Source organism: Solwaraspora sp. WMMD937 (genome assembly GCF_029581175.1).
Classification (GTDB): Bacteria; Actinomycetota; Actinomycetes; order Mycobacteriales; family Micromonosporaceae; genus Micromonospora_E.
Window position 1 is genome coordinate 16310 of record NZ_CP120738.1, and the last position, 24282, is coordinate 40591.

A 24282-nucleotide genomic window follows, 5' to 3' on the forward strand; every position below is an offset into this window, starting at 1 on the left:
CCGCTCGGTCCGCTCGTGGTTCAGGCCACGAGCAGACCGAGCAGCCACAGCCCGGCAATCGCGCACGCGGCACCCAGCTCGATCAGCATCGCCAGCCCGACCGCCAACACCGCCCGCTTGGTGGCCGGCCAGGCGGCGGCGAAGTCACCGAGCCGCTGCCGCTCGGCCAGCCAGACGCCGAGCACGAAGCCGATCACCAGGCCGAGCACCGGGACGAGGAAGAAGCCGACCAGGCCCAGCGCGCCGCCGACCAGCAGTGACCGGTTGGGTACGCCGGCCCGTTTCAGGTCCCGCCCCGGCCACAGATATTTGATCACCGTGCCACCGACCGCGATCAGGGTCGCCACGGCGACGATCAGCCACCGGCCGCCACCGGCGTCGCTGAAGATTGCCCAGCCGAGCACGCCGGCCCAGCAGAGCAGCAGACCGGGCAGGATCGGCACTAGCACGCCGATCAGCCCGATCAGGATTGCCAGGCCGCTGAGCAGGGTGACCAGCGTCTGTGTGTCGTCGAGATCCACACCGACAGGGTGACCGACGACCGCCAGCGTGGCGAGCCCGGCGTTGTCGCAGGGCTGCGATTCGGGTACGGATCCGAAACAATGTCCGAAACCTCGGGAGGATCGCGTGGCCGCTGCTGCACCGGCAAATGATGTTCATCCGGCCTGGCTACCGGCGCAGGTGTGGCGCGCTGTCGGGTCGCGGCACACCCTGGTCTCCGGCGCCGAGGAGTCCGTCGCCACCGTGTACGCCGAGGTGCGGGCGGCCTGCGCCCGGTTCGGCGGATCGGTGACCCGGCTGTCGGTCGACGGCGAGGCGGACCTGATGCTGGCGTTGACCGGTGCCGCCGGTCCCGGTGCGACAGCCGGTGCGGTCGACGACCTCGGCGAGGAGGGCTACACGATCGGCCGGGCCGGCAGCCTCACCACGGTCACCGCCGACGCTCCCGCAGGGCTGCTGTACGGACTGTTCCACGTGGTCCGGCTCGGCGAGTCGGCGTTCGGCGACGACATGGCGGCGCGGACGCACCGGCCGGCGATCCGGCGGCGGATGCTCGACCACTGGGACAACGTCGACGTGCACCCGGTGATGGGGCAGGTGGAGCGGGGCTACTCCGGCGGGTCGATCTTCTGGCGGGACGGCGCGATCACCGACGACACCGACCGGGTCCGGGCGTACGCCCGGTTGCTCGCCGCCAGCGGCGTCAACGCGGTCACCATCAACAACGTCAACGTGGGGCGTACCGAGGCGCGGCTGCTCACCGACCGGCTCGACGACGTCGCCACGTTCGCCGACATCTTCCGCCCGTACGGCATCCGGTTGCACCTGTCGGTGACCTTCGCCGCGCCGATGGTGCTTGGCGGCCTGGCCACGGCCGACCCGCTCGACAAGGCGGTACGCGACTGGTGGGCGGCCACCACCGCGCAGGTATACGGCAAGGTGCCCGACTTCGGCGGGTACGTGGTGAAGGCCGACTCGGAGGGTCAGCCCGGCCCGTTCGCGTACGGGCGCAGTCACGCCGACGGTGCCAACCTGCTCGCCGACGCCCTCGCCCCGCACGGCGGGGTGGTGCACTGGCGGGCGTTCGTCTACAACCACCGGCAGGACTGGCGGGACCGCACCACCGACCGGGCGCGGGCCGCGTACGACCATTTCGCCCCGCTCGACGGCCAGTTCCGCGACAACGCGATCGTGCAGGTCAAGTACGGGCCGATCGACTTCCAGCCCCGGGAGCCGGTGTCGCCGGTGATCGGCGCGATGCCGGCCACCCGGCTGGCCGTGGAGCTGCAGGTGACCCAGGAGTACACCGGGCACCAGCTGCACGTCTGCTATCTACCTCCGCTGTGGAGTGAGGTACTCGGCTTCCGGTTCGACGGCGACAGCCTGGAAGCCGACGGTGACGTCAGCGGTGACCTGGGTTCGTCGGTCGCCGCAATCGCCGGGCGTGGCGGCACCCTGGCCGCCGTGTCGAATGTCGGCGACGACCCGTTCTGGTGTGGGCATCCGCTCGCCCAGGCCAACCTGTACGCGTTCGGCCGGCTCAGCTGGGATCCGAGCGCCGACCCGGCCGCGCTGCTCGACGAGTGGATCGACCTGACCTTCCCCACCGGCAGCGTCAACGATCTGGCCACGTTGCGGCAGACGCTGCACGCGATGATGGACGGTTCGTGGCGGACCTACGAGCGGTACACCGCGCCGCTGGGTGTCGGCTTCATGGTCAACCCCGGCAACCACTACGGTCCGGCCGTCGACGGGTACGAGTACTCCCGATGGGGCACCTACCACTTCGCCGACCGCGACGGCGTCGGCGTGGACCGGACCCGAGCCACCGGCACCGGCTACACCGGCCAGTACCCGAAGCCCTGGTCGGAGGTGTACGAGTCGTTGACCGACTGCCCCGACGAGCTGCTGCTGTTCTTCCACCACGTGCCGTACGACCACCTGCTGCACAGCGGCTCGACGGTAATCCAGCACATCTACGACACCCACTTCGCTGGAGTCGACGAGGCGATCGTTATGCGGGAGCGGTGGCTGGACATCGCCGACGCCGGCCTCGACCCGGCCCTGTACGCCCGGGTCGCCGACCGCCTCGACGAGCAGGTCCGCTCGGCGCGGGAGTGGCGCGACCAGATCAACACCTACTTCTTCCGCAAGTCCGGCATCCCCGACGCGCACGGCCGCCGGATCCACTGACCGGCCTCGTCACCGGTCGGGCCCGGTCACCCGGCGAGCAGTGCGCCGGAGTCGGACGGCGGTGCTCCCCCGCGCCATGATCATTTGATGCGCTGCTGGGAGAATCCCGGCGTGTCCCCAGCAGGGCGTCAAATGATCATGAGAACGAACCGCTACGCTGACCGGTTCCAGGCTTGCGGGTCACGGCCCAGCAGGGCGAGCAGTTGGATCTGGCGGTCCGTGGTGGGACCCACCTCCGGCGCCGTCGCGAAGTACCGCCTCGGCAGGGAGTCCGCTACCGGTGCGAGATACGCGAGGGCGGCTTCGACCAGCACCGGGTCGAGGGCCGCGTCGACGCCGATTGCCTGGGCCAGATCCCAGCCGTGCACCAGGTTGTCGTTGAAACACAGCCCGGCCAGCCGCCGGCCCCGCATGTCACCGGCCGGATGATGGACGACGGTGTCGAGCACTCCGGGGCGGGTGAACGCCTCGACTGCGACGTCGACCGAACGGCGTACCGCCGTGAGCGGATCGTGGCCCAGTACGTCGAAGTCTGGCCGGGCGATGTCGAGCCTGCCGAGTTCGGCAAGTTCGATGCCGTCAAGCACCGGGACCACCGCGAGGTTGCCGCGGACCACGTGGTCGACCAGCGCCCGTACGTCCCACTCGGAGCACGGCGTCGGGGCGCTCCACTGGTCGGCGCCGATCTGCGCGACGAGGTCGCAGAAGTACCGGCTGGCCTGTTCGTAGTGAATGACGAAGTCGGTAGTCACGTGGTACCTCCACATCGCGGATCTGGACCGGCACCGCGCCGAGACCGTCCACAAAGGGTCTAAGATCGCTCGGTCGTAGCGCTGCCTCGACGACGATAGCCGCGCCGGCCCACCTGCACACCGGTGACCGATCTGCTCCCGCAGTGACGCGTCGATGCAACAGCGCATGCCAGGATGTGCCGATGTCGTACCCCCCTCACCATCCCGGCTACCCGCCGATGCTTGGTGCCGTGTCTCTCCTGGTCGCCTACCCGCAGCCGATCGCACCGCCACCGGGCTGCGCCGTGCTGGTCGTCTCGGTCAACCGGGGACCGTACCTGGTGCCGGCGACGGCGGCGGGCAGGTTCAAGGTCGACGGCCGTGATGTCCCGATTCCCCGTGCGGGCACCTGGCACGTGGCGGTGCCGGCCGGGCAGCACGACGTCCGGTACACCGACTTCATGGGAGTGCCGGTGATAACCGCGATGGTCGTTGCGCACCCCGGCGCGGCGCATCCGCTGTCGTTCCGATTCGGCGGCTGGCGCAACCGCGTCCACGACGGGTACGGCACCGACGTGACGAAGTTCGGGATGTGGTCGAACTATCTGATCGCGTTGGTCGCGCTCGTCGTGGTCGGGGTGCTGTGCTGCGGCGGCTTCGGGCTCATCGGCGCGCTGTCGGGATCGTCCTGACCGGCTGAAACCAAGGCCGCCGGGCTGCGGCCGCGGGCCAGGGAACCGAAGTCGCTGCGTACACGTCCAATCGCTGTCTGATCCGACGCCCCTCGCCAAGGAGGTGGCCATGCAGCACCATCGGAGGTACGCCGGAAGGCTCGCTCTTCTCCCGCTCGTCGTGGCGCTCTTCGCCGCTGGCTGCGCGGGCCCCGGCGCAGGTAGATCACCCGGCACAGCTGACACTCTCGGTCCGGTCGGGCCGGCCAGCTCGGGACCGGTGCCCGAGGAGCGGGCGACCATAGATCCTGCTCCGAGCGCCAGCACCGACCCGCTCGGCTGCGGACAACCGTTCGAGACGCCGGGCGACGACGTGCTGACCGTCGACGGGCGGTTCCCGTCGACGGCGTCCGGCACCGACCGCGCCGTCACCGGCACCGTCGAGGTGACCAGTCGACGCGCCGTCCGTGGCGTGGTCAGCCCGAGGGCCGAGGTGTTCCTGGTCCGGCAGGGCAGGGTGGCGGCGGTGCCGGCGGCGCAGGACCTGATCGGTGTCCAGTGGGATCTGGCGACCGGCGACGTCGAGCAGTTGCCCGGCGACGTACCGCTGGTTTCCTGCGAACCGGCCGGCGGACCGGTTCCGGCTGGTGACTACGAGCTGTACGCGCGGGTGGTCATCTTCCCGGACGGCGGCACGGACCGGCTGGTGTCCTTCGGTGGCCCGTGGCCACTGCAGGTCACCTGAGGACGCGGCCGAGGGCCGGGCGAGGCTGGGCCGGGGACCGCTGGATGGTCCCCGGCCCTTTCAGCGGTCGGTACGGAGTCAGCCAGTGACTATGCTGACGCCGTACGCGGCAGCGACGTCGATGTAGCGCTCCGCGTAGCTGGTGACGCCGTTGCCCGCGATCACGTTGCCCCGGATCCAGGCGCGGCCCGAGGAGTCCTTCACGTAGAACGGGCTGCCGGAGTCGCCGGGCGCCGGCTGGGTGCCGCCGGTGAAGACGATCACCGGCGATTTGCAGCCGGTCGAGGTGCACACCTGCCCGGTGATGCTGGTCGCGGTGTGCCCGCAGTGCTCACCGGTGGTACGGCCGCTGTGGCAGTAGTCGGTGAAGCCGACGTATGCGGTGCCGGCCGCCACCACCGGGACGCTGGAGGTGCTGGTGACCCCACCGGTAAAGATCCGACCCGAGTAGGACCGGCCGCCGATCAGCTCCATGTCCTGGGCGTGGCCGCTCACCGTGGGCAGCCGCCGGTTCGACACCACGCCGTACGGGTTGGCACCCGACTCGGTCAGCACGTTGACGCCGTTGGCGAAGCAGTGTCCGGCGGTGACCGAGAACCGGGTGCCGGCGCCGTTGCGCACCGCGTACCCGGCCGAGCACCAGGCGACCCCGGCGGTCTGGGTGATGCCACCGCCGCCCCAGTACGGCTGGATGTCGTCCCGGCGGTGCCAGAAGTCGCTGATGGTGGACCGGCCCACCTGTACCTCGCTGGCCGCCCGCAGATGCGCCGCCGTGGTGCCGGCCGGCTCGATCAGGGTGGCCACCAGGTCGGCGGGTGCGTCGGTGTCGACGATGATCCTGCCGGTGGTGGCGTCGAGGTAGCTGCCGAACGTGTACTTGGTGCCGTGGGTGGCGACGTAGTCGGCGATCCGGCGTTGGATCGTCTCCAGCGTCGCCGTCGCCGCAGCGGAGGTGGTGACCGTGGCGCGGGCGGTCCGGTCCGGTGCCAGCCGGTCGTCGGGCCGGGCGACGGCTGAGCCGGTGGATTCCTTGCCGCCCTCCGGCGCGGCGTACGCCGCACTGGTGCAGAGCATGGCCATCGCGACGGCTGCCGCCGCGACGGCGCCGGCGAGTGTTCTCTTCCTCACGTACATGATTCCTCCGTATACATTGCGGCCGGTTACCGCAGCTTCTCGAATAAGAGTCGACGAACCAACAAGATCAATAGCGATATGTCAATGTTGAGACAGTCCGCATACATCCACTGATGCGAACGTGACACACCATTCTCATTTACGACATCGCCGGCGACCACTGGAAACAACTTGTTCCTGATCGCCGAGCGAAGAAACCTGTCGCGCCGCGATCGGAACGCGCCATTCGCCGTCCAGAATTGCGGCGTACTGTCCCGATCCGGGCGACGGGACGGGCCGCCGGCGCCGCCGGTAGGGTGACCTGATCCGCGCGGCATCAGCGCGACCGACAGCATCCCGCGCTACCAGCAACTGGAGGTGGCCCAGCTGTACCGGCACGATGTCGCGGACCTCACCGGCCCACCGGACGCGGACCTGCCGCAGGTGCCGTGGTGCCCGCTGGGCGCATCCACCGGTCACCGCGCGGCGGTGAGGGCGGTCGCGCCGACGGGCAACCTCAGCGCAGCTGTCGCCTGGTACTGCTACCTTCCAATGGGAATCGTCGAGCGATGGAGGCCGAGTGGGCTATCGAGGACCGTTGCCGCAGCGACTCGTCGGCCGAGTAAACGCCTGTGCCGTGGCGCTGCGTTCATCGCCGCGATGGGGGCGGCTGGTCCGCCGGCACCTCACGGTGGTCACCTACACCGGACGCCGGTCCGGGCGCACCTTCAGCACCCCGGTCGGCTACCGCCGTACCGGTGGCACCGTCACGATCGCCGTCAAGATGCCGGACGCCAAGAAGTGGTGGCGCAACTTCACCGGCGCTGGTGGGCCGGTCTCGCTGCACTTGGACGGGGTCGACCGAGCCGGTCATGCCGTCGCCCGCCGCGACGACCGCGGCCGGGTCACGGTGACCGTCGAACTGGGCTCCTGACCGGCGGGCGACTCCCGACGGGCGGGCGTCACAAACTGCGTGTCGGCGGTGCTTAGAAGATGTGAGCAGGCAAGCCGAGCAGCGGGACACCGCGACCGTGCCGAAACCTTCGGCACCGGGTGCGGTCCGACCCGACCTCGAACAGGTCTTCCGCGCCAGTTACCCACGGGTCGTCGCGGTGGCCGCCAAGGTTCTCGGCTGCCAGAACGAAGCTGAGGACGTCGCGCAGGAGGTGTTCCTGGCCTTCGGCCGGTCCTCGGTGCCGGCCGGGGCAGCGGCCGGGTGGTTGTCCGTCGCGGCCGCGCACACCGCGCTGAACCACATCCGCGCCGGCCGGCGGCGCGCTGACCGCGAGGAGGCCGCCGGGGTCGACGGCCTGGTGGCCCCGGACGTCGCCGACACGGTGGTGGCCTCCGAGGACCGCCGCCGGGTGCGGACCGCGCTGGCACGGTTACCCCGCAGGCAGGCCGTTGCCCTCGTGCTCCGGCACAGCGGACTCAGCTACGCCGAGGTCGCCGCTGCTCTCGATCTTTCCCTTGGCAGCGTCGGGACCACGATACGTCGTGCCGAGACCGCCCTACGTGAGGAGTTGGAATCCTGATGCCTCATCCAACTGACGGCACACTTCGCCGGCTGCTGGACGAACCGGTAGGTGTCGCCGACGTCGACCGGGCGCACGTGGCCGGCTGTCCCGGATGCCTGTCCCGCCTCGCCGCCACGCAGCAGGATGCGGCGCTCGCCGACGCAGCCCTGCAAATCGAGACCGCCGCCGACGTGGACTCGGGCTGGCAGCGGCTGTCACACGCAGTCACCGCTGAGCGAACCCGACGGGCGGTGTCGTCGGCCGGCTCCGGCGCCCGGCGGCGGCCGGTCGGGCGGTGGAGGGCCTGGCGCAGTCCGATCGTCGCTGTGGCCGGGGTCGTCGCCCTGCTGGCCGGCGCCGGCACCGCTGCCGCCACGAACTGGCTGCAGATCTTCCACACCGAGCGGATCGCCCCGGTCACCGCGCCCCAGGCCGACCTGATCAGCATGCCCGACCTGTCCGACTTCGGGGAGCTGGTGGTGACCGAGCCGATCGACGTTCGCCCAGTCGCCGACGCGGCCGCCGCAGCGCAGGCAACCGGACTCTCCGTCCCGCAGGTGAGCGAGCTGCCCCGGGGTGTCACGGGTGAGCCCCGATATCACGTCAGCGGCCGGGTGAGCGCGGTCTTCACCTTCTCGGCCGAGCAGACCGCACGAACCGCAGCGGCGGCGGGCGAGACGGTGCCGCCACCGCCACCAGGCCTGGACGGCAGCCAGTTCCGGCTGATCGCCGGCCCCGGTTACGCGGCGTTCTGGTCGCAGGACCGGCCCGTGCCGGCGTTGGTCGTGGCCCGTGCCGGCGCCCCCACCGCACACTCCGCAGGCGTACCGTTCGACACGGCCCGGGACTATCTGCTCTCGCTGCCGATCCTGCCGGAGAATGTCGCGACCCAGTTGCGCGGATTCTCCGCCGACGGCACCACGTTGCCGTTGTTCATGTCGACCGAGAAGCTGATCAGCTCCACCGCAGACGTCAACGGAACGCCGGCCACCGTCTTCGCCTCGCGGGCCGGCACGATGGCCGGCGTCGTCTGGGTGGACGACGGCACCATCAGCGCCGTGGCCGGCTCGCTGAGCAGCGACGAGGTGCTGTCTGTCGCTCGGAATCTGAGGTGGCGACGGTGACCGGTACGCCATCGCTGGACGCCGCGCGGCAACTGCTCGCCGAACTGCCACCGGCGCCAGCGGTGTGGTGCTCCGGCCTAGGCAAGCGGTACCGACGGCGGACCGTCGTAACCGGGGTGTCCTTCACCGTCGACCGCGGCCAGGTCGTCGGTTTGTTAGGTCCAAACGGTGCCGGCAAGACCACCGTCATCAAGATGCTGCTGGGCCTGGTCCGGCCCGACGCCGGTGAGGTGATGCTGCTGGGACGGCCGGCGCAGGACCATCGGTCCCGGGCACGCGTCGGCTACCTGCCGGAACTCTTCCGCTATCAGCCGTGGCTCACCGCCGCCGAGGTGCTGGACCTGCACGTACGCCTCGCCGGCGAGAAGATGCCGGCCAGCGAGCGGCGGGCTTGCCTGGCCATGGTCGGCCTCGCCGATCGAGCCGACGACCGGGTCGGCGGCTTCTCAAAGGGCATGCAGCAGCGACTGGGGCTGGCGGTCGCCCTGGTGGCCCGCCCGGAACTGATCGTGCTGGACGAGCCGACGAGTGCCCTCGATCCGGTCGGCAGGGCCGACGTACGGGACCTGTTGCTGGCGCTCCGGGCCCGTGGGGTCGCCGTCCTGCTCAACTCGCATCTCATCGGCGAGGTGGAGCGGGTCTGCGACCGGGTCGTCATCCTCGACAAGGGCCAGGTCGCCGCCGCCGGCACGCTCGCCGAGCTGCTCGGCCAACGGGAGCTGCGACTCCGGCTGACCGAGGTCAATCCGCAGGCGCAGGCCCGGCTGGCCGCGGCCGGCCGGCTGACCCGCAGCGGCGACGAGTTCACCGTGACGCTGCCCACCACGCCAGCCGAGGTCGACGACGGTACGGTGCCCGACCTGGTCGCCGGCCTGGTCGGTCTCGGGGTGCGGGTGCACGCCGTGGAGCAGACACGGATCAGCTTGGAGGAACGGTTGCTGGCCATCCTCCGCACCGAACCGGGCGGGAAGGACCGACATTGACGCTCCGGACCGTACTTGTCGTCGCCGGGCTCACCCTCCGGGAGGCCGCCCGGCGGCGGGTGCTGCGCTCGCTGGCTGTGCTGACGGCGGTGCTCCTCGGACTGAGTGCCTGGGGCTTCACCCGGATCGACGCCACATTCGGCGGGCTGACCAGCGGTGAGTCCCGGTTGGCCGCAGCCATGGTGCTCAACCTGGTGATGTTCGGCCTGAGCCTGATCGCCGCGCTCGGTACGGCGTTCCTCGCCGGCCCTACCCTCGCCGGCGAGACCGAATCCGGGATGGCGCTGGCCGTCCTGGCCCGGCCGGTACGCCGCTCGGCGGTACTGGTCGGCAAGTGGCTCGGGTTGGTGGCATTCGGCAGTGGTTTCGTGGCGGCCGCCGGTTCCGCTCAGCTGTGCATTGTCTGGGTCACGGTGGGCTACTGGCCGCCCCGGCCGCTGGCCGGCCTGGCGTTGCTCGCCGCCCAGGCCATCGTGCTGCTCACCCTCGGCCTGCTGTTGTCCACTGCCGTCTCGCCGATGGCGTCGGGCATCGTGGCGGTCGGGCTGTTCGGTGCCGGGTGGGTCGCGGGCGTCATCGGTGGGGTCGGCGAGGCCTTCGACAACGACGGCGTGGCTCGGGTCGGTGCCGTGTCACAGATGCTGCTGCCGACCGACGGCCTGTGGCGCGGGGCGATGAACGCCTTTCAGGACTCCACCCTGCTGACGCAGTTCGGGCCGGCGTTCGAGGGCCACCCGTTGCTGAGCGCGGCGGCTCCGACGACCACGTACCTTGCCTGGGTGGGCCTGTGGATCGCGCTGGTCCTCGGCCTTGCCGTGCTGGTGTTCCAGCGGCGGGACCAGTGACGGCCGCCGCACCGGCTCAGCCCGACGGCAGGTCCACCCCGTCCGGCGCGCGCATCCGCCAGGCGTCGGTGACCAGCTCGGCGAGCCGGTCGACGTCGACCCGCGCCAGCCGGAGCATCACCAGCGGCAACCCGTCGTAGCCGGGTGTGGTGAAGAAGAGCTCCGGCTCGCCGAGCAGCAGCGCCTGCTTCTCCGCCTCGTCGCCGACGTACAGCACGGCGACGTCGGTCCGGATCACCCGTGGCCTGCCGGGCCGGCGCTCCGGATAGGACCAGACGAAGCCCTTACCGGCGACCCGGAAGTCGAAGCCGTCGCTGTCGATCTCGACGACCTGCGGCAGCGCGGACGCCAGTCGGCGCACGTCGTCCGCGTCAGCCATCGAGGCGCCCACAGTGCACCGCACTCCGCACACCCACAGGTTAGCCAGCCGGCTTCGTCGCCACCACGAACACCCGTCGGAACGGGAACGCGACTAGCCCGTCCCGGACCGGGTAGCGGGCCGCCAGCTCCTCGCCGAGCCGCCGACGGAACGCGGCCCACCCCGCGTCGTCGAGGGCGGCCCGGACCGGTCGGGCGGCGGTCCCCTCGACCCAGGCCAGCACCGGATGCGTCGCCGGGTCGGTGTCCACGGCCGGCAGCAGATGCAGGTACGTGGACTCCCAGGCGTCGACCGTACAGCCGGACCGCAGCAGTCGGGTGGCGTAGCCGGCCGGGTCGAGCACCACGTCGCCGCCGCGGATGTCCGGCAGCCGGTCCCGCCACCGAGCGTCCGCCGCGACCGAGCGGATCGCCCGGTGCGACGGGGCGTCGAAGTTGCCCGGCACCTGGAAGGCCAGCACCGCCCCCGGCCGCAACCGCGCCGCCCACCGGTCGAGCAGGGCGGGGTGACCGGGCACCCATTGCAGTACGGCGTTGCAGATCGCCACGTCGACGTCCGGGCCGGGTTCCCAGTCGGTCACGTCGCCGACGTCGAACCGGACCGGTGACCCGAGCGCCCGGGCGGCGGCGATCATCTCGGTCGACGAGTCGATCCCGGTCACGCTGGCTCCCGGCCAGCGGTCGGCCAGGTGGACGGTGAGGGTGCCCGGCCCGCAGCCGAGGTCGACGACCACGGCCGGGTCGGCGACGACCCGGGCCAGCAGATCAGCGAGCGGGCGGGAGCGGTGGTCGGTGAAGCGCAGGTAGACGGCCGGATCCCACATCGCTGTCTCCTCCCGGCCGATGCCGATGTCCGACCGGCGTCACGGCCGGGCCGGCGTCCGACTGTCACGGTACGCCGCCCACTCGTCGGCGAGCATCGCGAAGTCGAGTTCCGTACTCCATTCGCCTTTGAACAGTTCGTTGCGCACCAGCCGGGCCTCCTGACGCATTCCGAGGCGTCGGGCCAGCCGGGCCGACGACTCGTTGCGCTCGTCCACCCGGGCCACGATCCGGTGCAGGCCAAGCTGGTCGAAGCCGAGCGAGAGCAGCGCCCGTGCCGCCTCGGTGGCGTAGCCCTGGCCGGCGGCGTCCGGATGTACGACATACCCGATCTCGCCGCCGCGATGGACCCGGCTGCGCCAGAAGAGCACGACGTCCCCGATCAGCCGACCGGTAGCCGCCACCTCGACGCCAAGAGTGAGGGCCTGACCTTCGTCGGTGAGGCCGGTGTCGGCCCACTGGGTGGCGAGCCGCTGGACGACGACGTCGCGGGTCATCGGCTCGAACGGCACGTACCGGCAGACGGCTGGCAGGCTGCGGTAGGCGAGCAGCGCGTCGACGTCGTCGCTGGTCAGCGGTCGCAGCAGCAGCCGCTCGGTGCGGACCGGATAGTCAGGACGCAGGGCGGGATGTCCGGGATGCAGGGCGGACGGCTGCACGGTCGACACGCCGCTCATCCTGCCACCACGCCCACCGTCGATCGCCTGCTGCCACACCCGCCGCCATCCGATCGGCCGGGTCGTCCAGCAGTCAGGCCAGCCGGCCGACGGAGGTGAGATCTAGTTCACACCGGCACGCGAAGCCGGGCCCGTCGCCCGGTCCGTCTTGCCGGTTGTGAACGACGACAGGGATGAAGACAGGACGGTGCGACGAAGGTGACGGGTCGGATTCTCTTCGTGGAACTGCGCCGTACCGCGGTGGTGTGGTTCGGTGTCGGGCTGGCGTTCGCGGCGGCCTCGTTGGCCGTCGACGGGGAACGCTGGGACGGGTACTGGATGGCGGGGGTGCTGGCCCATTACAACACGCTGGAACTGATCTGGCCGCTCGCGCTCGCGGTCGGCGCCTGGCACGGACGCCGGGAGCACGCCAGCAGGATGACCGAGCTGATCGCGACAAGCGCCCGTCCAGGCCTGGCCCGGGTGGCACCCCGGGCGGTCGCGCTCGTCGGCTGCCTCGCCGGCGGATTCACCGGCGGAGTGCTCGAGGTGCTGGCCCTCGCGGTGCTGACCGCAGACCATCAGCCGGCCGGCTGGGTCTGGCCGGTGCTGCTCGGCGCGGCGAGCGTCGCGGCGGCCGGTCTGCTCGGCCTCGGCCTGGGTCGGCTGCTGCCGTCCCGGCTGACCGCCCCGCTGCTCGCCGTGGGTGCGCTCGCCGCCGTCGTCGCACTGCAGTTGCTTTCCAACAGCGGCGACAACCGGGCGTTGCTGCTCAGCCCGGCATCCCTCGGGCCGGTTGACCGTTACTCCACGATCGACGACCGAGCCGTCGCGGGCATGATGGTGTGGTACGTCGCCCTGGCGGCGACCGGGTGGGCGTTGTACGCCGCCGCCACTGGCCGGTCCCGGCTGCTCGCCGTGCTGCCGGGCGTCGCCGGGCTGCTCGTCGCCCTGATCGTGCTGCCACCGGTCGATGAGGCTGCGCACCCCGACCTGCGGGCCACCGAACTGGTCTGTGCCGACGGAACACCCCGGGTCTGCGTCAGCCGGGTCGACGCCTCGGCCCTGCCGGAGCTGGTCGGGCCGGCCCGGCGGGCGTTGGCTCTGCTGGCCAGGCTGCCCGACCCGCCAACCGCCGTCGTGCAACAGGTCGGCCCGCACGGCGCCACGATCTCGGAGCGCCGGAAGACGGCCAATTTCCGTCTGCTCATCTACGGCGACGGGACGATCGCCACCGGGCTGCCCACGCTCGAAGCCGAACTCCTCGACGGTGCCGGGACCGTCGCGTGCGGCGCCGCTCTCGACGACGTCGAGGGCTGGGAGCCGATCCAGGCGGCCCGGGCGGCGGCCGGCCTCTGGCTGGCGGGCCGGGACGCGGCACCGGACGAGTTCTGGGATCCCGTACAGGGCATGGTCGAGGAGGCGCTGGCCACGTTGCGGTCGCTGCCGGCGGACGAACAGTTGGCCCGGGTCGCCGCACTTCGGGAGGCCGCGCTGAACTGTCGACCCGACCTCTACGAGGTGCTGACCGCCACCTGACGCGTATGGGCGGTAGACCCCGTTCCGGATCGTGAGGGGTTGACGGCGGGGAGTCATCGACATCAACATGTTCGCCATTGGCGTTCAGCGATCTTCGATGCCAACCGGTTGATCCCGGCCCTGCGATCCAGGAGACGATCGATGTCAGGACGCAAGCCCTTCCTACCACGACTATTGCCCCGGGCACGCCGCCTGCTGGCCGTCACCGCTGGTGCCGTGCTGGCCGGCGGGCTGCTCGGCGTACCACTGCCCGTCTCGGCCGCGCCCACCGACGGCGGTGCCGACGCACCCGGTGCCGGCACCGCCGCAGTCGCCGCGGAGCTACAGGCCACAGTCGCCGGATCGACCGGCGACCGGGTCCAGGCGCTGCTTATGCTGCCCAACCCGCAGCGCTATCCGACCAACCCGGACACCGCCGTCGACCAGCTGCGCGCCCACTCCGAGGAGATCCAGGCCGAGGTCGAGACGGCGTTGGAGGAGCACGCCGAGACCGCTGGCGACGTACGGGTGGTCAACCGTTTCTGGATCACCAACATGCTGCTCGTCGAGTTCACCGCCGACACCGCCCGGCTGTCGGCGCTGGCGAGCCTGCCCGGTGTGCAACGGGTGCTGCCGAACTTCACCCTGAGCGTGCCGGAGACCGAGATGACCGCCGCCGCCGACCCGGCCGCGTCGATCATCGACGACCGGATCACCTGGGGCATGGACCGCATCGGCGTCGAAAAGGTCTGGACCGAGCTCGGTCTGGACGGCGCCGGCGTCCGGGTGGTCACCCTGGACACCGGGGTCGCCATCGACCACCCCGACCTGGTCGGCAAGATGGCCACCGACGACCCGACCGACCCGACCTACCCGGGTGGCTGGATGGAGTTCAGCTCCGCCGGCGGTCTGGTGGCCTCCGAGCCGCACGACTCGTCCACCCACGGTACGCACGTCTCCGGCACCATCCACGGTGGTGCGGCATCCGGCGTGACAATCGGCGGCGCGCCCGGTGCCGAGATGGCACACGGCCTGGTGATCCCCGGCGGAAGCGGCTCCTTCGCCCAGGTCGCCGCCGGCATGCAGTGGGCGGTCGCACCGACCGACTCGGCCGGCACCCCGGCGGGCCGCCCGGCCGACGTGGTCAGCATGTCGCTCGGCGCGGCGACCTACGCGACGGAGATGGTCGCCCCGACCCGGGCGATCGTCGCCGCCGGCGCATTCCCGTCGTTCGCCATCGGCAACGAGGACATCTTCGGCAGCTGCGGCGTCGGCTCGTCCAGCCCCGGCAACGTCTACGAGGCCGTCGGCGTCGGCGCCACCGACATCGACGACAACGTCGCCGACTTCTCCTGCGGCAACGTGGTCAACAAGTCCAGCTGGGCCAGCCCGCCCGCGGACTGGCCGGACAGCTGGGTCACCCCGGACCTGTCCGCCCCGGGCGACGAGGTGTGGTCGGCCCACCCGGACGGCAGCTACCGCTACGCCAGCGGCACCTCGATGGCCACCCCGCACACCAGCGCGGTCGCCGCGCTGCTGCTGCAGGGCGCACCGGAGCTCACCGTCGACGCGACCCGTACCGCGCTGATCGACACCGCGTTCTGGGACGACCGGTACGCCGACGTGGCACCGGACACCCGCTACGGCCACGGCCGGATCGACGCGTACGCCGCCGCCGTGCAGGTGGCGCTCGACAGCGGCGTCACCGGCCAGGTCACCACCACCGGCACCGGTGCCCCGGTCGCCGACGCCACGGTCACCGTCACGCCGGGCGGGGCCTCGGTGCGTACCGGTGACGACGGCAGCTTCACCCTGCGGCTGGCACCCGGCAGCTACACGCTGACCGCCACCGCGTTCGGTCACGAGACCGCCAGCGTCACCGACGTCGTCGTGGTCGAGGAGTCGTTCACCACCGTCGACCTGGCGATGGTGCCGCTGCCGATCGGGGTGGTCACCGGTGCCGCGACGTTCAGCGAGAGCGGTCACGGCGTACCCGGGGTGACGGTCACGGTCTCCGCCGACGGCGCGCCCGAGGGCAGCCCGGTGGTCACCGGCACCGACGGTAGCTACCGGCTCGAACTGCCGGCCGGCAGCTACCGGATCGCCGCCGAGCATCCCCGGTTCGACGTCTCCCCGGCCATCGAGGTGACCATTCCGGAAGGCGGCGCGGTCACCGCCGACTTCACGCTCAGCCCGCCGCCGCAGACGGTCGCCCTGGTCGGCAGCTACGTCGACACGTACGCCGACGAGATCTTCGCCCCGCGCGGCATCGAGACGGTGATCTACGACTGGGACGAGCTGGTGGCCGCCGCCGACCATCCGGTCGTGGTGCTCGGCTACGGGGTGAGCAGCGACTACGACGAGGCGACCTTCCAGGCGTTCCTGGACGCCACCGACGCCGCCGGCACCGGGGTGATCTTCACCGACCACGCCTACAGCACCGGCAACGGCATCCGGCAGCTGTCCCAGCACACCGGGCAGCCCGTCTCGACCGGCTCCAACACCGGCGGCACCGGCGTGGCCGAGTCGTACTACGAGGTGACCGCCGAACACCCGATCCTCGACGGGTACGCCGTCGGTGACCGGATCCCGCTGGACGACAGCACCCAGGCCAAGTGGATCGCCTGGTTCGGCGACTACTCCGGCGACGGCCGGCAGACCCTCGCCGACCTGGGCCGCAGCGACACCACCGGGATCTACGGCGGCGGCATCGGCGTCGACCAGCGGGCCACCAACCGGCACGTGCTGCTGTCCACCCACGGCGTGTCGGTGACCCGTGGCCCGGTCGACTGGACCGAGCAGGCCACCCAGGTGTTCCTCGACGCCATCGACTGGGCGGCCCGCCCGGCCGAGGAAGGGCAGCCGTACTTCGCCGTGCACGGGTTGACGGTCGACCCGGAGGTGGTGAAGAGCAACGAACCGGTACGGGTCACCGCCCAGGTGAAGAACATCGGCGCGGCCGCCGGGCCGTACCAGGCGGTGCTGCGGGTCGACGGCGAGTCGGCGGCGACGACCACGGTCAACCTCGGCTCCGGCGTCAACCAGACGGTCAGCTGGACGGTCCAGCGGGCAGAGCTGGGCAACTACGCCGTGACGCTCGAGTACCTGACCGGGTCGTTCCGGGTGCGTCCGCCCCGGGTGAGCCTCACCGCGCGTACCGTCGACGCTCCGGACGCCGAGCCCGGCCCGCTGGCCGGCGCTTCGGTCGAGCTGGTCCACGACGGCGCGGTGATCCCGGTCGGTGCGACCGACGACGCCGGCACCCTCACCTTCGAGACGCCGGCCGCCGTCGACCGCTACACCCTGGTGGTGCGCAGGGCCGCGGCCGACGGTGGTACGTCGTACCTGCTGCACAAGGTGATCACGGTGTTCGACGACGACGAGGTGCTGTTCGCGCCCCGGGTACTGACCGGTGGGCCGGCCGGAGCCGAGGCGGCCCAGGATCTGTCGACCCGGGTGGACCTCGCCGCCGACCTGGTCGGCGGCAACCATGAGGCGACCGTCTACCTGCGCCCGGCCGGCACCGCGCCATGGGCGTACTCGTTCGGGCCCGGACCGCTGGTCGCGACGCTGGACAGCTACCAGGCGGTCACCGTGCACCAACTGCCCCGGTTGGAACGTGACTGGTGGCTGGTCAGCGAGATCCTGCCGGAGATGGACTGGATCGACCCGTTCGACGCCACGTTCGGCTTCGGCGGTGCGGCGCAGGTCGAACTGGCCGCGTCGACCCCGGAGCCCGGCTCGGTCGAGGTGGACTGGTCGGTGACCGACGCGCACGGACACCCGTTCGCGACGGTGCGCGCCACCGATGTACGGCCGTTCGCCGACCTGCCGGCGGTGACCCGCCTGGAGGACATCGTGCCGGCGGTACGGGCGTTGGCGCCCAACGAGGCCCGGCCGGTGCTGCGGCTGTCCGACCCGACCGGGGCCGAGATCCGGGCCGGCTACCTCGACTGGGCGGCCCAGCCGTACGGGTTCGAGGTCGACGACCCGCAGCCCGGTCGGTACCAGCTCCAGCTGGAGCTGGACACCGGCTGGTACAGCGGGCTGGTCGACGCCGAGTCGTCCCTGGTGCTGGCCGAAGCGGCGACGATCACCTCGACCTACCCGCGGACCGCCGAGGTCGACGGCTGGTTCCATCCCGAGGTCCGGGTGGTCAACCCGAGCGGGGTCGACCAGGGCACCGCCGAGTCGACGCTGACGGTCACCCACCCCGACGGTGACCTGTTGGCCCGCGATGTCGCGGTGCAGCTGCGGGTCGACGGGGCCTGGGTCCGGGTGCCGATGTCGGTGCAGGACGGTGCTCTGGTCGGGACGATCTCGCCGGCGGTGGCGCTGACCGCCGGCACCGACCTGACCTGGGAACTGCACGTACGCACCCGCCGGCCCGGCGAGTTCACCTTCACCCACCAGCTGACCGGCGGTGCGGTGGCGGTGACCGCCAGCTCGGCGGTGACGGTGGGCTGACGACGTCCGGCAGGCAAGGATCCTCACCGGCCGCGCGACCCCCGGGCCAGGGCGTCGCGCGGCCGGTGAGGATAAGGTCTGGCCGTGCGGACCAAGCAGGAGTTGAGCGACGCAATCCGGCAGCGACGGCGGGCGGTGCTGATCGTCAACGCCAAGTCCCGCCGGGGCCGCCAGTTCTACGCCGAGGCCGTCCGGCGGCTGACCGACGCCGGATTCGAGCTGATCGCCAGCTACCCGGTCGACGAGCCGGGTGAGCTGGAACGCAGCCTGGACGAGGCGGTCCAAATGGCCCCGGACCTGCTGATCGCCGGCGGTGGGGACGGCACCATCGGGGCCGCCGCCCGGCTGCTCGCCCACCGCGACATCGCGCTCGGGCTGCTGCCGTTGGGCACCACCAACAACTTCGCCCGTACCCTCGGGATCCCGATCGACCTGGACGCGGCGGTCCGGGTCATCAGCTCCGGCAAGGTGATCGACGTCGATCTCGGCCTCGCCGGTGACCTGCCGTTCGCCAACCACGTCGGCATCGGGTTGTCCGCCGAGGTGATGCTGCGCACCCCGCCCCGGCTGAAGCGGATGGTCGGCAAGTTCGCCTATCCGGCGACGGCGGCGGCGTTGATGGCCCGGCACCGTCCGCTACGGGTCAGCGTCCGCACCGCCAGCAGCAACCGGGACTTCCAGACCCACCAGTTGTACGTCGCCAACGGCGGTCACCAGGCCGGCCGGCCGATCACTGCGGACGCCAACGCCGACGACCGGCTGCTGGTCGCGTACCCGGTGGGTGGTGCGACCCGGCACAGCCTGCTGGGTGCGACGGTACGCAACGCGGCGACCGGCCACCGGCGTACCCTGCGGCACGACCCGTTCCTCGCGGTCGGCGAGCTGCTGGTCGAGACGGACCGGCCGGCGCCGGTGGAAATCGACGGTGAGGTGTGCGGGGAGACCCCGATCAGGCTGCGGGTCGACGCCAACGCGCTGCGGGTGATGGCTGCGGCCGGGACCGTCGACCACTGACGGAGACCGCGCGGCCGGTTGCGCGAGTCCGGCCGGCCGCCGGGTGGGCCGGCCGCCGGGTGAGGGCGACCGGCCCGAGCCGGTACGGGTCAGACGAACCGCCAGAGCGTGTCGTTCTGGCCGTTGTCGTCCGAGGTCACGATCTGCGCCCCCTGCGCGGTGGATCCGCCGCTGACCCCGAGCACCTTGCCGCCGTTGGCGCACTGCAGTCGGAAGTAGCCGTCACTGCGGTACCGCAGCCGCCACCGGTGGTCGGCGGTGCCGTTGTCGTCCCACTGCAGCACCCGGGCCCCGGTCGCCGTCGACATGTTCTCCACACCGAGCACCTTGCCGCTGTGCGAGTTGCGCAGCCGCAGGTAGCCGCCGGTGTCGGTGACCGCCGTCCAGAGATGGTCGGCGGTGCCGGTGTCGCCCCACTGGATAGCCAGGCCGCCGTTGGCGGTGGACATGTTCTGCACCCCCAGCACCAGCCCGCTGGCCCGGTTCTGGATCCGCCGGGTGCCGTTCGGCAGGAACCGCCACTGGTTGTCCAGGCTGCCGTTGTCCGGGTCCTGCACCGCCTGGGCGCCGAGGGCGGTCGATCCGCCGGCGATGGCCAGCAGCTTGCCGGTGTGCACGTTGCGTAGCTTGTGGGTGCCGTCGCCGACATCGACCACTGTCCAGCGGTGGTCGGCGGTGCCGGTGTCGGACCATTGCAGGATGCGGGCACCGTCTGCGGTGGACATGTTTTCCACGCCGAGCACCTTGCCGCTGTGCACGTTGCGCAGCCGGATCGCGCCGCCGTCGACGATGATCTCCCAGTCGTGGTCGGCGGTGCCGTTGTCGTCCCACTGCAGGGCCAGGCCGCCGTCGGCGGTCGACATGTTCTGCACCCCGAGCACCAGGTTGCTGCTGGCGTTGACCAACCGGAAGCTGGCCGTACCGGGGTTGCCGCCGCCGGAGCCGACGCTCCAGTAGACGGTGTAGTTGTGCCCGTGCGCGTCGTGGAACGGGCCGAGGCCGACCGACGAGCCGTTCGCGGTGGCGGTGAAGGCGAGGGAGCTGGCGCTGGTCCGGGTGATCGACGCGGTGTCGAGCGACGGAAGCCCGCTCAGGGTGCTGTTGCCGTAGTTACCGGAGAGCACCACCGGACCGTAGGTGATCGCGGCGACGTCGGGGTTGTCGTTGGCCGGCACCATGACCACCCGCATCGGCAGCTGTACGGTGACCGTGTCGCCGGCGGACCAGGACCGGGTGAGGCCGGCGTAGCTGCCCGGTGTGGTGGCGATGCCCTGCTGGACGCCGTTGACGCTGACCGTCGCCCCGCTGGTCCAGGCCGGGATCCGGATCCGCATCGTCCACGACCCGGCGACGTTGCCGGTGACCGTGAGGGTGGTGGTGTCGCTGGCCGGGTAGCTGGTGGTCTGGGTGACGGTGATGCCCCGCTGCGACCAGTTCAGCACCGACGGCATGAACAGGTTGACGGTCAGCGTGCTGCCGTCGTGGAAGTAGATGGAGTCGGTCAGCGCGGTGTTGACCTCCAGGCCGGTGCCCTGGCAGCACCAGAAGGAGTCGTAGTCGGTGCTGTAGGTCCCGCCGCCCCAGGCCGGGCCGACGCCGCGCCGCCCGCCCGGGTTCAGCGGGGTGAAGTAGGTGATGTGTCCATGGCTGCTGGTCGGGTTCTGGATGCCCATCACGTGGTTGAGCAGCGCCCGCTCGTAGAAGTCGAAGTACGCCGCCCGGCCCGGGTCGAGCAGCCACAGCTCCCGGGTAAGTTTGAGCATGTTGTACGTGTTGCACGCCTCGCAGGTGTCGTTGCGCAGGTAGCCGGCGATGGCATCGGGTGCCCGGAAGTGCTCGGCCTGGCTGTTGCCGCCGATCACGTAGGTGTGCGCGTCAACGGTGATGTTCCAGGCGTTGCTGGCGATGTCCCGGTAGCGGGTGGTGCCGGTGGCCTTGTACTCGCGGGCGGCACCGATCCACTTCGGCACCTGGGTGTTGGCGTGCAGCCCGTTGAGCTGGTCGGAGTTGGCGGCGAGCGGGTTGAACACGGCTGCGTGGTCGAACCGCTGGGCGGTGGTGAGCCACCGGCTGTCGCCGGTCTGCTGATAGATGTCGGCCAGGACGGCGTTCATCCCGCCGAACTCGGTGCCGAGCATGTTCTGCATCTGGCTCGTGGAGAGCCGGCCGGTGCGCCAGTCGACCCAGCCGGCGAGCGAGAGCAGGACGTCGCGGGCCTGGTTGTTGCCGAGGTAGCGCCACACGTCGAGCAGGCCGGCGAGGGTCTTGTGGATGCAGTAGTACGGCACGTTGCCGTTGTTCAACGTCCGGGCCTCTAGGCTGCTGAAGTCGGACTCGGGGAACCCGGACAGGTAGCCGGCGGCGAAGCCGGCCGCCCCGTTGTTGGCCTGGCACTTGGCGAGTTCGGCCACCATGTAGTTGGCCTTGTCCCGGAAGACGCTGTCGCCGGTCACCGCCCACGCGAACGACCAGGCGCTCAGGAAATGGCCCTGCATGTGGGTACGGAACGGAAACGTCGGGCTGTCCCAGCCGCCGTTGGACGCGGCACCGTTGGTGGACAGCCGGTGATTGGCCCGGAAGTTGCGCAGCATCCGGTCGACGTCGACGAAGCGCAGGTAGTTGATGGTGCGGTTCTGGTTGTCCAACCATCGGCTGGCGCTCAGCCGGGCCTGGCCGACGTCGAATCCGTAGGCCCCCACGCCGATGTCGGGCCGCGCCGGCGGCAGGGCCGCGGCGGCCGGAGCGGCGCCGACGACCGCACCGGTGGTGACGCCGGTGGCGGAGACCACCGCAGTCGCGCCGGCGGCCTGCAGCAGGCGACGACGGCTGAGAGATGATGAGCTCATGATCGTCTACTCCAGAAATCAGGGGGTCGAGAGTTCGAACCGTCGGACGGTGACGGCGCCGCCGAGTGCCTGCGTCGCGTAATTGAAGATCCCGAACCGGTAACCCATGAAGAACTGCCACTCGTTGTTCAGCGTGAACGCCGGCCCGAACGACGTGAAGTTCACCCCGTCCGTGCTGTACGAGAACCGCGCCTGCCGCCCCGCACCCGGCCGGATGTCAGCATTCGCCCGCAACCAGATCCGACCCCCCGACACCGGCGCACCCGCCACCTCAGTCCCGGTCCCCGTCGTGTTCCAGTTACTGTCCATCGTCAACCCGTTCGTCACCACCACCCGGGTCGAACCACTGTCCCGACGCACCCCCACCCACGCCGACGACTGCCGCAACATCACCAACCCCGACCGGTCACCATCACGCATCGACGAATAGTCCAACTCCACCGTCGCCGTCGACGTCGGCCCCGCAATCCGGTGCGTCAACGTGTTCCGCGCACTGTAGAGATCATTCGTCACGGTCGCGGTCGACAGCCGCAGCCCGTCGTTCACCGACCACCGCGAATTGTCCGGATTGTGGTTCCACTCCCACTGCGGCCCCAACGTCGACCCCGCGAACGTGTCCACCCCGGTCAACGGCTTCACCACCCGCGGCGGCGCCGGCAGGTTCGGCCGCGGATAGTTCACCCCCCACCGACCGTTCACCGTCCGCAACTGCGGCCAACCGTCACCCGTCCAACTGATCGGCGCCAACGCCGGCATCCGCCCACCCGGATACGCGTCCACGAACGCCATGTAGTACCAGTCACCGTTCTGCGTCTGCACCAGACCACCCTGATGCGGCACCCCACCACCCGAGATCGGCCCCGGCAGATCCAACAACACCTGCCGCATCTCATACGGCCCGAACGGCCCGCTCGTCGACCGCAGCACGTACTGACCGTTCGCCGGCCGCGTCAACCAGATGTAGTAGCTGCCGTTACGCTTGTAGAATCGGGCCCCCTCCAGCGTCCCGACACTCGACGGCGTCTGGAACACCTGCTGCGCCCGCACCTGCGACCGACCGTCCGCCGACAACTGCGCCACACTGATCGTCCCGTTGCCGTACGCCACATACGGTGTGTCATCATCGTCGAACAACAACCCCGCGTCGTAGTAACACGGCAACGTCGCATGCTTCGTCCACGGACCCTCCACCGACCGCGACGTGTACATGTGCGTCTGACTGAAATCGATACAACCCGCCCAGTAGTACGTCCCGTTGCTGCGCCGGTAGTTCAACGTCGACGCCCAGATTCCCCGCACATACCCCCGCTGCGCCCCCGACAGGTCGTACTTCGACCCGAACTCCAACCTCGGCACCGCATGCCCGGCGAACTCCCAGTTCACCAGATCGTACGACCGCAGAATCGGCGCACCCGGCGAATAATGCATCGTCGATGCCGTCATGTAGTACGTGTCGTCGACCCGGATCACCTCCACATCCGCGAAGTCCTGCCACACCACCGGATTCGTGTACTCCCCCGACGGCGGCGGTGTCGTCGGGTTGGGGGTCGGGTTGCCGCCGCCGTCGACGCGGACGAGTTGCCACTGCTGGTTGGCGCCGCCCCAGTCGTCGTACTGGACGATGTTGCCGCCGTCGGCGGTCGACGCGTTCTGCACTTCGAGGGCCTTGTTGCTGTGTCGGCTGATCAGCCGGATGTGACCGCCGTCGGAGTCGGCGAGGCGCCACTGCTGGTTGTTGCCGTTGTGGTCGCTCCACTGGACGATGGCCGCGCCGTTGGCGGTGGACCACTCGTAGACGTCGAGGACCTTGCCGGACAGGCGGGACTTCAGCCGGTAGTAGCCGCCGCCGGAGTCGACGAACTGCCACTGCTGCTGGTTGCCGTTGTTGCGGGACCACTGGGTGATCCGGGCGCCGTCGTTGGTGGCGAGGTTGTACACGTCGAGGGCTTTGCCGCTGTTGCGGTTGAGCAGCACGTACCACGCGCTGGTGTCGACCGTCGCCGCCGATGCCGCGGTCGTCGTCAGCGCGACGAGGCCGCCGCCGACCAGGACCGCTGCGGTCGCCGCCGCGATGCGGCGGATCCATTTCCGGTCGGTGGTCCGACCGGCCTGGGCTGTTCCTGCCATGTCTTCCTCCGTCACCGCAGGCCAGGCGGTC

The 24282-nt window shown here is 70.8% G+C and carries 19 protein-coding genes; 11 read left to right on the top strand and 8 right to left on the bottom strand.

Translation table 11 applies throughout. The features are described from left to right. Positions 1 to 20 precede the first annotated feature (20 nt). A complete protein-coding gene (locus O7621_RS00080; RefSeq protein WP_282232167.1) occupies positions 21 to 521 on the bottom strand; it encodes a DUF456 domain-containing protein in 501 nt (166 codons plus the stop codon). 106 nt (positions 522 to 627) lie between these two features. Between O7621_RS00080 and O7621_RS00085 the strand changes: the two genes are divergently transcribed. Continuing rightward, positions 628 to 2694 (top strand): alpha-glucuronidase, encoded by a 2067-nt coding sequence (locus O7621_RS00085; protein ID WP_282232168.1) that lies wholly within the window; start codon positions 628 to 630, stop codon positions 2692 to 2694. A 152-nt stretch (positions 2695 to 2846) separates the two neighbouring features. Here O7621_RS00085 and O7621_RS00090 read toward each other — a convergent pair whose 3' ends face one another. Beyond that, positions 2847 to 3446 carry a TIGR03086 family metal-binding protein gene (locus O7621_RS00090; RefSeq protein ID WP_282232169.1) on the bottom strand — a complete coding sequence of 200 codons (600 nt, stop codon included), beginning with the start codon at positions 3444 to 3446 and terminating at the stop codon, positions 2847 to 2849. Positions 3447 to 3628: 182 nt separating this feature from the next. On the opposite strand from O7621_RS00090, the gene O7621_RS00095 reads away from it, so the two are divergent. Further along, on the top strand, positions 3629 to 4117 hold the full coding sequence (locus O7621_RS00095) for a hypothetical protein (protein ID WP_282232170.1): 489 nt from the start codon (positions 3629 to 3631) through the stop codon (positions 4115 to 4117). A 259-nt stretch (positions 4118 to 4376) separates the two neighbouring features. Further along, a complete protein-coding gene (locus O7621_RS00100) occupies positions 4377 to 4841 on the top strand; it encodes a hypothetical protein (protein ID WP_282232171.1) in 465 nt (154 codons plus the stop codon). Positions 4842 to 4919: 78 nt separating this feature from the next. Here O7621_RS00100 and O7621_RS00105 read toward each other — a convergent pair whose 3' ends face one another. Beyond that, complete coding sequence (locus O7621_RS00105) at positions 4920 to 5969, bottom strand: hypothetical protein (protein WP_282232172.1); 1050 nt, start codon at positions 5967 to 5969, stop codon at positions 4920 to 4922. A 565-nt stretch (positions 5970 to 6534) separates the two neighbouring features. Between O7621_RS00105 and O7621_RS00110 the strand changes: the two genes are divergently transcribed. From O7621_RS00110 to O7621_RS00130, 5 genes are all read left to right on the top strand, one after another. Continuing rightward, positions 6535 to 6888, top strand: a complete 354-nt coding sequence (locus O7621_RS00110; protein ID WP_282232173.1) for a nitroreductase/quinone reductase family protein — start codon at positions 6535 to 6537, stop codon at positions 6886 to 6888. 61 nt (positions 6889 to 6949) lie between these two features. Next, complete coding sequence (locus tag O7621_RS00115; RefSeq protein ID WP_282232174.1) at positions 6950 to 7489, top strand: sigma-70 family RNA polymerase sigma factor; 540 nt, start codon at positions 6950 to 6952, stop codon at positions 7487 to 7489. Beyond that, positions 7489 to 8595, top strand: a complete 1107-nt coding sequence (locus O7621_RS00120) for a hypothetical protein (protein ID WP_282232175.1) — start codon at positions 7489 to 7491, stop codon at positions 8593 to 8595. Before O7621_RS00115 ends, O7621_RS00120 begins: the two co-directional genes overlap by 1 nt. Then, on the top strand, positions 8592 to 9578 hold the full coding sequence (locus O7621_RS00125) for an ABC transporter ATP-binding protein (protein WP_282232176.1): 987 nt from the start codon (positions 8592 to 8594) through the stop codon (positions 9576 to 9578). The genes O7621_RS00120 and O7621_RS00125 overlap by 4 nt, the downstream gene beginning before the upstream one ends. Then, positions 9575 to 10423, top strand: coding sequence for an ABC transporter permease subunit (locus O7621_RS00130; RefSeq protein WP_282232177.1), 849 nt, complete (start codon positions 9575 to 9577; stop codon positions 10421 to 10423). The genes O7621_RS00125 and O7621_RS00130 overlap by 4 nt, the downstream gene beginning before the upstream one ends. A 16-nt stretch (positions 10424 to 10439) precedes the next feature. On the opposite strand, the gene O7621_RS00135 is transcribed toward O7621_RS00130, so the two are convergent. The 3 genes from O7621_RS00135 to O7621_RS00145 are packed head-to-tail and all read right to left on the bottom strand — an operon-like array spanning position 10440 to position 12300. Beyond that, positions 10440 to 10802, bottom strand: a complete 363-nt coding sequence (locus O7621_RS00135; RefSeq protein WP_282232178.1) for a hypothetical protein — start codon at positions 10800 to 10802, stop codon at positions 10440 to 10442. A gap of 40 nt (positions 10803 to 10842) precedes the next feature. After that, positions 10843 to 11625: a trans-aconitate 2-methyltransferase gene (locus O7621_RS00140; RefSeq protein WP_282232179.1), complete on the bottom strand. Its 783-nt coding sequence runs from the start codon at positions 11623 to 11625 to the stop codon at positions 10843 to 10845. Between the two features lie 39 nt (positions 11626 to 11664). After that, positions 11665 to 12300, bottom strand: a complete 636-nt coding sequence (locus O7621_RS00145) for a GNAT family N-acetyltransferase (protein ID WP_282232180.1) — start codon at positions 12298 to 12300, stop codon at positions 11665 to 11667. 198 nt (positions 12301 to 12498) lie between these two features. Between O7621_RS00145 and O7621_RS00150 the strand changes: the two genes are divergently transcribed. From O7621_RS00150 to O7621_RS00160, 3 genes are all read left to right on the top strand, one after another. Next, complete coding sequence (locus O7621_RS00150; RefSeq protein WP_282232181.1) at positions 12499 to 13818, top strand: hypothetical protein; 1320 nt, start codon at positions 12499 to 12501, stop codon at positions 13816 to 13818. Between the two features lie 141 nt (positions 13819 to 13959). Beyond that, positions 13960 to 18264, top strand: coding sequence for a S8 family serine peptidase (locus O7621_RS00155; protein ID WP_282232182.1), 4305 nt, complete (start codon positions 13960 to 13962; stop codon positions 18262 to 18264). Positions 18265 to 18348: 84 nt separating this feature from the next. After that, entirely contained in the window at positions 18349 to 19278 is a 930-nt protein-coding gene (locus tag O7621_RS00160; protein ID WP_282232183.1) for a YegS/Rv2252/BmrU family lipid kinase, read from the top strand. 89 nt (positions 19279 to 19367) lie between these two features. On the opposite strand, the gene O7621_RS00165 is transcribed toward O7621_RS00160, so the two are convergent. Further along, positions 19368 to 22124, bottom strand: coding sequence for a beta-L-arabinofuranosidase domain-containing protein (locus O7621_RS00165; RefSeq protein ID WP_282232184.1), 2757 nt, complete (start codon positions 22122 to 22124; stop codon positions 19368 to 19370). A gap of 18 nt (positions 22125 to 22142) precedes the next feature. Further along, positions 22143 to 24251: a family 43 glycosylhydrolase gene (locus tag O7621_RS00170; protein WP_282232185.1), complete on the bottom strand. Its 2109-nt coding sequence runs from the start codon at positions 24249 to 24251 to the stop codon at positions 22143 to 22145. Positions 24252 to 24282: the final 31 nt, after the last annotated feature.

Excerpts from the sequence above, each read along its gene's own strand:
- O7621_RS00135 (WP_282232178.1), bottom strand. The coding sequence starts at position 10,802 with ATGGCTGACGCGGACGACGTGCGCCGACTGGCGTCCGCGCTGCCGCAG.
- O7621_RS00140 (WP_282232179.1), bottom strand. The coding sequence starts at position 11,625 with ATGTGGGATCCGGCCGTCTACCTGCGCTTCACCGACCACCGCTCCCGC.
- O7621_RS00145 (WP_282232180.1), bottom strand. The coding sequence starts at position 12,300 with ATGAGCGGCGTGTCGACCGTGCAGCCGTCCGCCCTGCATCCCGGACAT.
- O7621_RS00155 (WP_282232182.1), top strand. The coding sequence starts at position 13,960 with ATGTCAGGACGCAAGCCCTTCCTACCACGACTATTGCCCCGGGCACGC.
- O7621_RS00095 (WP_282232170.1), top strand. The coding sequence starts at position 3,629 with ATGTCGTACCCCCCTCACCATCCCGGCTACCCGCCGATGCTTGGTGCC.
- O7621_RS00120 (WP_282232175.1), top strand. The coding sequence starts at position 7,489 with ATGCCTCATCCAACTGACGGCACACTTCGCCGGCTGCTGGACGAACCG.
- O7621_RS00165 (WP_282232184.1), bottom strand. The coding sequence starts at position 22,124 with ATGAGCTCATCATCTCTCAGCCGTCGTCGCCTGCTGCAGGCCGCCGGC.
- O7621_RS00170 (WP_282232185.1), bottom strand. The coding sequence starts at position 24,251 with ATGGCAGGAACAGCCCAGGCCGGTCGGACCACCGACCGGAAATGGATC.